The organism is uncultured Dietzia sp. (genome assembly GCF_937873725.1).
Lineage (GTDB): Bacteria > Actinomycetota > Actinomycetes > Mycobacteriales > Mycobacteriaceae > Dietzia.
On sequence record NZ_CALMYY010000054.1, the window covers coordinates 53,853 to 63,062 of the forward strand.

Below are 9,210 nucleotides of genomic sequence, written 5' to 3' on the forward strand. Positions count from 1 at the left end.
GCCTATTACAGCACGGAATGTGAACCGCTCTTTCATCAGGCGACCTCCGCGCATTCTCAGTCCCCGGTCGCACCCGTTCTGCTCATGACGTGGGTACGCGCGCCACCGATCCCCGCGAACCGCGCGCGATCGCAGGTGAGAACGATCACCTGGGACGTCGCCGCGGCGGCCGCGATGACCGCCCCCATCGTCAGGCGGCGAGTCGGATCCGTGTAGCCCATCGTGTCGTCGAGGAATACCGGGACGCCGTCGTCCCCGACGATCCTCGCGCAGGCGATCCGCACTATCACCGCGAGTTGCTCGCGCGCGCCACCCGACAGCGCGTCGTAGTCCACGGTCACCTCTCCGATCCTGCGGCTCAGTATGGTGAGATCCTCCCCCAGGCGCACATCGAACTCGCGCCCGTAGACCAGGGACCCCAGCTCGAGAACGGCACGGTGGAAGGGCTCCTGGTAGGCCAACAACGCCTCGGCACGACGCTGGACCAAGGTGCGGTGGAGGAGGTCCGCTGCGCGGGCACGCCGCCACAGCGCGTCGTTCTCACGCCCCGCCGCGTCGGTCTCACGCTCGGCCACCGCGACGTCCTCCAGCCTGCCCTGGTCACCGATCGCGTTGACCCGACCGAGAGCCGTCGCCACCGCCGCCGCGGCCTCCCGTTCCTCGGCGACCAGCACGTCCAGGGACGCCCGCGCATTGTCCAGCAATCCCGGTGGCGCCTCGGCCAGCGCCTCGTCCAACCCCGCCCTGGCGACGGTCGCCGCCGTCCTGGTGGAATCCGCAACGACCCTCGTCTGCTCCACCGCCACCGCGAGGTCGTGGTCGGGTACCGCGTCCCGCGCCGCGGCGAGGGCGTCCTCGCACTCCCGAAGTCGCTCATCCGCCTCCCTGAGCAACGCGGTGCGGGTGGCCGCGTCCGTCCTCAGGGTCTCCGCCTCCGCCGAGGCCGCCCGGTCCTCCGCGCGGCACCGGGCCAGGTGCTCCTCGGCGGACGCGGACTCCGCGGCGAGATCCCCGATCGAGCCTACGACGGGCCCGGCGGAATCCCCACAGTCAGCGCCCTCCGCGGCGGTGGGCGGCTCGGCGTCCGCGCCAGAGGCGAGCATCGCCCGCCTGCCGACCAGATCCTCTGGGGTGTCCCCGGCGAGGAGGTCCGATCTCCGCCGCCGGAGCGCGGCGATGTCGGCGCGGAGTTCCGCCGAACGCCCGGCCCGCCGCTCAGCGTCGGCGGGCGAGTCGAGCTCGTGCTCCTCGAGGAGACGGTCCAGCACGGTGCGCGCGCGGGCCTCCGCGCGGCGGACGGAGTCCGTGTCGCCGGCGGGCACGACAGTGAGGGAGATCGAGCCCATCTCGAACACGGTGTCCTCGACGATCTCCCGCGCCCACCCGTCCGCCACATCGATCGGATCACCTCCGACGCGGATCTCGCCGACACCCGCGACCTCGACCCGGGGTGCACTGGCCGCACTGCGCACCACCGCCTCGCGCAGGGCGGCGTCCGCATCGCGGATCCCGTCGAGGACGTCCGCCGGAAGATCGATCTCCGCGAGCTCTGCCTCCCGCTCCGCGAGCGTCTCCCCCACGTCCCGCAGGGTCGCCAGGAGCGCGTCGAGGGCCGCCAGGTCCGAGCGTCGGCGGTCCCGCTCGCGGGCCACCCGCTGCGCATCGAGCAGGGCCCTCGCGGTGGTGACGCGCGTCTCGGCGGCCTCCAACGCGGACCGTGCCTCTCCGGCCCGCGCCTGAGCCGGTTCCAGCCTCCGCCCCGCGGCCTCGGCCGCATCCCGGAGCGCGGTCCGCCTGACCTGCTCGCGGTCGCGTCGGGCGAGGAGCTCCGCGCGCTCGCGCCGAGCACGGCTCGATGCCTCGTGTGCGATCGCCGCGCGGTCGGCCTCCGCCTCCGCGGTGCTGCAGCGGTCACGGTGATCGGCCACCACCCGATCCGCCTCCTCCAGCCTCGTCACCTCCGCCTGGACCGTGTCGAGCGCTGCCTGCCTCCCCTCATGGGACGCCTTCCTCTCGGCGTGTTCGGCCACCGCCGTGGCGAGGTCCGCGAACCGCGCGGGGGCCTCGGCCAGTGCCGGCCGGGCGTCGGCCAGGCGCGTGTCCGAGCCCGCCAGATCCCCGGTGGGTTCGCCTCTGCGGGCCGTCAGGTAGCGGTTCCGCTCCTCCTCGACGCGCGTGACCAGGGTGTCGTCTCCCGTCGGGTCGTTTCCGCCCGCAGCGGCGTCCAGCGCTCGGCGCAGCGAGCTCAGGCCGCCGCCCGCATCAACCTGACCGATCGGGTCGTCCTGAGCCACGCGCAGCGCCTTCCAGAGCGAGCGGTCCACCCGACGATCGAGGAGGTCCCGCACGTAGTCGTGCGCGTCATCGCCGGTCAGCGCCGCCTTCGCCGAACCCGTGAACTCGAGCGAAGTGCGCTTTCCCCTGACGAACTCCTTGCGGTAGCGCATCCGCTCACCGTCGACGGTGAACTCGGCCTCGACCACCACGGGGACGTCCCTGCCGACGGGGCTCGCGGCCTTGATCTCCGCGCGCGACGAGGACGCCTTGTGCTCGAGGAGCATCTCGAGGGCGTCCATGAGGCTCGTCTTCCCCGATTCGTTGGGCCCCTCGATCAGGAAGACGCCACGGGACGGGAGGGTCACCTCTTCCCGTCCGACGCCCCGGAAGTCCTCGATGCGCAATCGGTGCAGGATCATCGGACACCCCCGTCCACGAGCCGGTACAGCAGACTGAGCGCGTTCCCGGCGTCCTCGGAGTCGGGTCCGGCCCCGGCCGCCTTGGCCACGAGATCCTCGACGGCCCGCCCCGCGTACCCGTCGACGAGGCCCGTGAAGTCGGAGTCCTCGGCTCGCACGACCAGGTGGGTGAGTCTCTCCCTCAGGTAGGCGGAGGCGAACAACGCCGACCACGTCTCCAGGAGGTCGTCGATCCTCGCGCGCAGAGCCACCCCGACGGTTCCCGTGAGACCCAGCTTGAGAACGGTGCGGGGTTTGTCGTCGATCGAGTCGACGAGCTCGGCGAGCGCGTCGAGGTCCGCCTCGGTCTCGATCTCCGCGGTGAGCGCCCTGAAGGACCACCTCCCGGTCCTCAGCCTGGTCACCTCGCAGTGCCGCGGCTCGCCGGGCGGTGCCGTTCGCGCGAGTTCGACGAGCAGTGCGTATCCGGAGTCCCGCTCCTTGTCGTCGAACGCCGTCGTCTCCGGGCTGCCGGAGAACCAGATCCGGTGCCCCGACCCGACCCTGGTGACCGAATGTCGGTCCCCCAGTGCCACGTAGTCCACGAGCCCGGCGTCGACCGCATCCTCCACCGCCTCGACGCGGATCGCTTCCACCGACGGCGAATCGCCACCGTAGACCGCGTCGGTCCCGCCGTGGGCGACGAGCACCCGGAGTCGGTCGGTCGGTTCCAGGTCCGCCAACAGCGCCGGCAGCCGGCCCGGGTCGGGGCGTTTCGAGGTCCACGGGACCCCGACCACCTCGACACCGGGGACCACCTCGACCGGACCGGTGCCGTCGAGCACGATCACGGATCCGTCCGCGATCACCGACGCGAAGTCCCGACAGCGGAAGACGGACGACACATCGAGGGGGTCGTGGTTACCGGGGAGGATGACCACGGGGACGGGGAACGACGCGAGAGCCTCCGCGGTGCGTAGCACGACCGATCTGGGGACCGCGTTGTCCTCGAAGGCGTCACCGGCCACCACCACGAACTCGGCTCCGTGCACGGTGGCGAGGTCCCCCAACGCCGCCACCGCCGCCAGCCTGTCCGCCGTGTACACCGCCTGCGACTCCGCCCCGAGGAATCGCCGGGTCATGCCGAGCTGCCAGTCCGCCGAATGGATGAACCGGGCCGTGCCGCCGTTCCGGGAGTTGCTCATGGCCGCATAGTAGGGCGGGGGTCCGACACGCCCCCGCGGGGCGGCCGCCGGGAGGTGGGCGTCACCGCGGCCTGTACCGCGAGAAGGCGTCGAGGAAGTCCTCCAGGTCCGCGACCACGCGGAGCTGCTCGAGTGGATCTCCGGTGGCGGCCGCTGCGACCCTCCGGGTGACGGGGGCGTCGAGCAGATCCTCCAGCCCGGCGGGATCGGGGTCGGGGACCGTCGGGAGCAGCAGCGGCTCGCGACCCCACAGGCTCTCCTGGACGTCGAACGCCACGCCGTCGGAGCCTTGCGCCCCCGCTCCCCCGAGCACCGCACCGAGTTCATCCGCGCGGAGTCCCCGGAGGGCGAACAGGACCTCGGGGGAGACGTCCCACCACTCGACCATCACGTAGGACGCGGCGAGCACGTGTCGGCAGGGCCCGGGGTGCACCGGGCACCCACACCGATACGAGGTGGACCCGCGGACCGCGGGCATGAGGAGGAAGCCCACGGTGTCGGAGTACGAGCCCGACAGCGCGCCCAGCACGCCGCCCTCCTCCCGGCGCAGGGCGGCGCGGAGGGCGTCGGAATCCGTCTGGTCCACCGGCGCGAACTCGAACTCGACGGTGAACGGATCGGGACGACTGCCGTCGACATCGCAGCGCACGGTCCGGCCGGAATGTTCCAGCGAGAGCACACGTCCGCTCCGGGCCTCCTTGCGAGCCAGGTACACCTCGCGCCTGTCCACCCCTGCCTCGAGGTCCGCGGACCACCGGCGGCTCCACATGTGTGTCCCGAACGGCCCGGCTTCCGACCGGGCGGGGATGCCCGTCCGTCGGCTCACGGCTCGTCGTTCCCCTCGTCGGTGAGTCCGACGAGCGCCGCCAGGCCGGCATCGTCCAGCTCGGTCAGTGCCCCCGCGAGCGGCCCCAGCGTGAGCTCGGCCAGTTCGCGTTTGGACTCCAACAACTCGTCGATCCGGTCCTCGACCGTGCCCGGCGCGACCAGCGTCCGGACCTGCACCACCCGCGTCTGGCCTATGCGGTGGACGCGGTCGGTCGCCTGGTTCTCCACGGCCGGGTTCCACCACCGGTCCAGGTGCACGACGTGGTTGGCCTCGGTGAGCGTGAGACCGGTTCCACCGGCGCGGAGTGACGCGAGCATCACCGGCGGACCGTCCGGCGCCTGGAACGCCTCCACCATCGCGGCTCGGCCGGCCGCCGTGACGCCGCCGTGGAGGAACGGCACCGCGGTGGCCGCCCGTCGCTCCACCATCGGCAGGATGAGGTCGCCGAACGCCCGGTACTGCGTGAACAGCAGGACCTTCTCCCCCGCCTCGAGGATCTCGGTGAGCACCTCGTCCAGCGCCGCGAGCTTTCCGGACCGGTGACGGCCTCCCCGCAGCAGGGCGGATCCGTCCCCCAGGTAGTGCGCCGGGTGATTGCAGACCTGTTTGAGCGCGGTGAGCCCGGACAGGATCGCACCCTTCCGCGCGGCGCCCTCGGACTCCTTCACCTGTTCCATCATGTCCTCGACCACCGCCAGATACAGGGTGGCCTGCTCGCGCGTCAACGGGGAGTCGACGCGGATGTGCTGCTTCGCGGGCAGGTCGGCGGCCACCCTGGGGTCGGATTTGAGGCGGCGCAGCACGAAGGGGGCGGCGAGGGCGCGCAGGCGGGAGGCCGCGGCCTCATCGCGATGGGACTCGATCGGGACCGCGAACCGCGCGCGGAACGTGCTCGCCGACCCGAGCAGCCCCGGGTTGGCGAAGTCGAGCACCGCCCGCAACTCGTCGAGACGGTTCTCGACCGGGGTGCCGGTGAGGGCGATCCTGTGTTCGGCGGGGATGGTCCTGATGGCGCGGGAGACCGCGGTGGTCGGGTTCTTGACCGTCTGCGCCTCGTCGGCGACCAGCCGTCGCCACGGCACCCCGGCGAGGAGGTCGGCGTCGCGGGAGGCGGTTCCGTACGAGGTCACGACGAGATCCGCCGCGGTCATCTGATCGGCCGCGCCCGCCCCGGTGTCGCGGCCCGGCCCGTGGTGGACGAGCACACGCAGTGCCGGGGCGAACGTGGCGGCCTCGCGCGCCCAGGTGGTCACGAGGGTCAGCGGTGCGACGACCAGGGTGGGCCCACTCCGCCCCTCCAGATGCTCGACGGCGGTGAGGGCCAGGACCTGCATGGTCTTGCCCAGCCCCATGTCGTCCGCGAGCACCGCCCCCGTCCCCGCTGTAGCCAGGGCCGCGAGCCACCGCACCCCCTCCGCCTGATACGGACGTAGAGTCGCACGGAACCACTCCGGGAGGACCACGGGGGACGACGACGAGGGGAGCCACCCGAGGGTCGTGGGCGCCTCGATCTCCACGCCCTCCGCCTCCTCGGACATCAGCGCCCCGACCAGGGCGGGTGCCGTTACCCGCTTCCCCCGCCGGGCGGCGAGGAACCTCGCCGCCCTCCTGAGCGCTCCCGCATCCGCCCGGACCCACTGACCCCGGAGCCGGACCAGATCCGAGGCCGCGTCGAGCAGGAGCCGGGCCTCGACCTCATCGAGCGGGGTGTCGTCGACGACCATCTCCCAGTCCACGTCCGCGAGTTGGTCCAGACCGAGCCTGTGTCCCGAGTCGACGGCCTCGGTGCCGGGGTCCTTCACCGCGACCCTGACCGCGGTCCTGACCCTGGTCCACGCCCTGGGCAGGAGGACCTCGACGCCCCGCCCGCGCAACGCCTCGACCCCCTCGTCGACCAGGTCCACGACGAGTCCGGGGGGCAGGAGCAGATCCGCGCTCCCCGCCGCGTGCGTCGCACGGGACAACGGCGGCCACGAACGGACGGCCCTGTCGACCACGTCCCGTACCGGTCCGGCCACCGCCGACGCGTCGGCCAGGCCGGTGACCGGGCGGAGCGAATCGGCACCCGTCCGCACGAGCACCTCCAGCCGCCAGAGGATCCCCTGGCCGGTGGTCGAGCCACCGACCGGATCATCCGGGGCGTCGTCGTCGCCCGACGGTTCCATCAACCGGAAGACCACCTCGACGTCCCGTGCGGCGGCGGCGCGGCCGAAGTCGCCGATCGCCTCGGCCAACGGCTGCCCCCCCGAGGCCACCTCCCCCCCGGTGACGAGCGCCCCGCCCAGCTCACTCCGGCGGTCGGCGGCGAGCGGCGCGAGCGCGGCCCTGGCATGGTGGTCGGCCAGGGCCGACAGCAGCCGGTCGAGTTCCTCGCGGGTGGAGACCAACCCGTGGCACCGGGTGAGACTCTCGGCGCTCCACGCCGCGACGACCGGCGAGGAGACGAGTGCCCACGACGCGTCCCAGCCCCCGTCCTGCCGGGACAGGACGGGGACGACGTGACCGGTGGAGACGAACGCCGCCACCCCGTCGGACAGAGCGGACAGTGCGCGTAGGCCGGCCCCGACCCAGCCATCGTCCACATCGAGCAACCCGCAGAGGTCCACTGCGGCACCGACCGACACCCGGATCCCGGGCACGGTAGCGGGTCTCGCCCGGCCCTCGATCACGGCGCGGACACCGATGCGGTGCGTGAGCCGGTAGCCCTCGAGGAGGTCGATCACACGGGCCGGAGCCCCGGCGCGGGCGACGGCGGTGACGGACGCGGCCGGCGCCACGGACTGTGGCCGACGCAGGCCCGTGTCGCACCAGAGCCCCACGACCCCGGCCTGCCAGACGGCGTGAAGACGGGGATCGGCGGGTGGGGACACGACCACATGTAAGCACGGAGGTCCGACAGGGTGCCGTACGCGGGGTGCCGTACGCGGGGCCCCGTCGGGGAACCGCGGTTCTCCACAGCCCCCGGCCCGTCCCCAGGCGTCGCGCGCGTGCAGCCCTGTCCCGCCACGAGGCGACACCCGGGCCCGACACTCGGTCGATGACGTGCGAATCGCCCTCCCGGACCCCAACACCAGGGTCGCCCCGACCTCGGCCGCCCGTGGCCCGTCGAGCCTCGGCCCTCGCGGTGCTGACCCTGGCGGCGGCGTGCGCCGTCGTGTGGTCCGGCGACCGGCACACCCCGGTGCCCGGAAGCCCCGGACGTGAGAGCGTGGCCCCGCTCCTCGCCCATGTCGAGGTGGTGGGCGAACGCGTCCCGGTGCCGGGGTACCAACGGGACTGCTCAGGGGAATCCGCGTGCGTGTTCGGTCCGGCGTGGAGCGACGCCACCGGCGCGCCGGGCTCGGGGAACGGATGCTCGACCCGCCAGGACGTCCTGTCCCGGGACCTCCGCGGAGCCGTGACCGATCCCGACTCGCCGTGCACGGTGAGCGGCGGCATCCTGGTGGACCCCTACACGGGCCGGGTGGTGGACGTGGAGCGCACCGGGGTCGGGGGGATCCACGTCGACCACGTCTTTCCGCTCTCCGCCGCGTGGGACCTGGGAGCGTGGCGCTGGTCCGCCCGGCGTCGCGCGGCCTTCGCCAACGACGTCGACAGGAACCTCATCGCCGTGACCGGATCCGTCAACACCCGCAAGAGCGACTCGACTCCCGCGGACTGGCTGCCCCCCGATCCCGGGCGGCACTGCTTCTACGCCGCCCGGTACCTCAGCGTGGCGGTGGCCTACGGGCTTCCGGTCACCGCCGCGGATCACGAGGCCCTCGGAGAGGCGGTGCGACGCTGCCCCCGCGGCGGGTAGGCGCGGGGGCAGCGGGGTCGGACTCCGGTCAGAGCGTTACTGGCCGCGGACGCCGGTCACCTGCGGCCGGTGACCACCGCCTACCGTCAGTGGCGGTCCGAGCCGCCACCGGAACGGCCACGGAAGCCGCCGCCTCCGCCGCCGCGATCCTCTCGGCGGTCCCCGCGCCGGTCGCTCCGGCGATCGCCACCACGGTCGCCGTGGTCCCCGCTGCGGGGGCGTCCACCGCCGCGCTCGTCACGGAAGGACGACGGCCGGCCCGCCGGAGGACCCGAGTCGGGACGGATGTCGATCTCGGCACCGGCGACCCGGATACCGCGCATCGACTCGATCTGATCGCGGGAGAGCCCGGCCGGGAGCTCGACGATCGAGTGGTCGAACCGGATGGAGATGCGACCGATGTCCCCACCGCTCAGACCGGCCTCGTTTGCCAGGGCGCCCATGATCGAGCCGGGCTTGACGTTGTTCCGCTTACCGACGGCGATCCGGTACTCGGCCATGTCCTTACCCGACCTCGACGGTCGAGGACCGTCCGAGAAATCGCGTCCCGGTCGCTCCCGGCGGTCGTCCCGCCGGTCGTCCCGCCGCCCGTCACGGCGGTCGTCCCCCCGGGCGGCGCGGGGGGGGACACCGGGGGCGCGGCCGGGGCGGCCCCCCCCACAGGAAGGGGGGGGGGTGGGGGGGGGGGGTGGGCGCGCCCGC

6 protein-coding genes are annotated in these 9,210 nt (G+C 73.2%); 1 reads left to right on the top strand and 5 read right to left on the bottom strand.

What is annotated here, in order from left to right:
- Positions 1–56 precede the first annotated feature (56 nt).
- From Q0444_RS05130 to Q0444_RS05145, 4 genes are all read right to left on the bottom strand, one after another.
- A complete protein-coding gene (locus Q0444_RS05130; RefSeq protein ID WP_299021884.1) occupies positions 57–2,696 on the bottom strand; it encodes an AAA family ATPase in 2,640 nt (879 codons plus the stop codon).
- Positions 2,693–3,880 carry a metallophosphoesterase gene (locus Q0444_RS05135; protein WP_291080537.1) on the bottom strand — a complete coding sequence of 396 codons (1,188 nt, stop codon included), beginning with the start codon at positions 3,878–3,880 and terminating at the stop codon, positions 2,693–2,695. Before Q0444_RS05135 ends, Q0444_RS05130 begins: the two co-directional genes overlap by 4 nt.
- A gap of 61 nt (positions 3,881–3,941) precedes the next feature.
- Positions 3,942–4,706: a hypothetical protein gene (locus Q0444_RS05140; RefSeq protein ID WP_291080536.1), complete on the bottom strand. Its 765-nt coding sequence runs from the start codon at positions 4,704–4,706 to the stop codon at positions 3,942–3,944.
- On the bottom strand, positions 4,703–7,579 hold the full coding sequence (locus tag Q0444_RS05145; RefSeq protein ID WP_291080535.1) for a DEAD/DEAH box helicase: 2,877 nt from the start codon (positions 7,577–7,579) through the stop codon (positions 4,703–4,705). Before Q0444_RS05145 ends, Q0444_RS05140 begins: the two co-directional genes overlap by 4 nt.
- 227 nt (positions 7,580–7,806) lie before the next feature.
- Here Q0444_RS05145 and Q0444_RS05150 point away from each other — a divergent pair, with 227 nt between their 5' ends.
- A complete protein-coding gene (locus Q0444_RS05150; RefSeq protein ID WP_291080533.1) occupies positions 7,807–8,508 on the top strand; it encodes an HNH endonuclease family protein in 702 nt (233 codons plus the stop codon).
- 86 nt (positions 8,509–8,594) lie between these two features.
- On the opposite strand, the gene Q0444_RS05155 is transcribed toward Q0444_RS05150, so the two are convergent.
- A complete protein-coding gene (locus Q0444_RS05155) occupies positions 8,595–9,008 on the bottom strand; it encodes a DbpA RNA binding domain-containing protein (protein ID WP_299021888.1) in 414 nt (137 codons plus the stop codon).
- Positions 9,009–9,210: the final 202 nt, after the last annotated feature.

Coding starts and splice junctions, on each gene's coding strand:
- Q0444_RS05130 (WP_299021884.1), bottom strand. CDS start 2,696: ATGATCCTGCACCGATTGCGCATCGAGGACTTCCGGGGCGTCGGACGG.
- Q0444_RS05155 (WP_299021888.1), bottom strand. CDS start 9,008: ATGGCCGAGTACCGGATCGCCGTCGGTAAGCGGAACAACGTCAAGCCC.
- Q0444_RS05135 (WP_291080537.1), bottom strand. CDS start 3,880: ATGAGCAACTCCCGGAACGGCGGCACGGCCCGGTTCATCCATTCGGCG.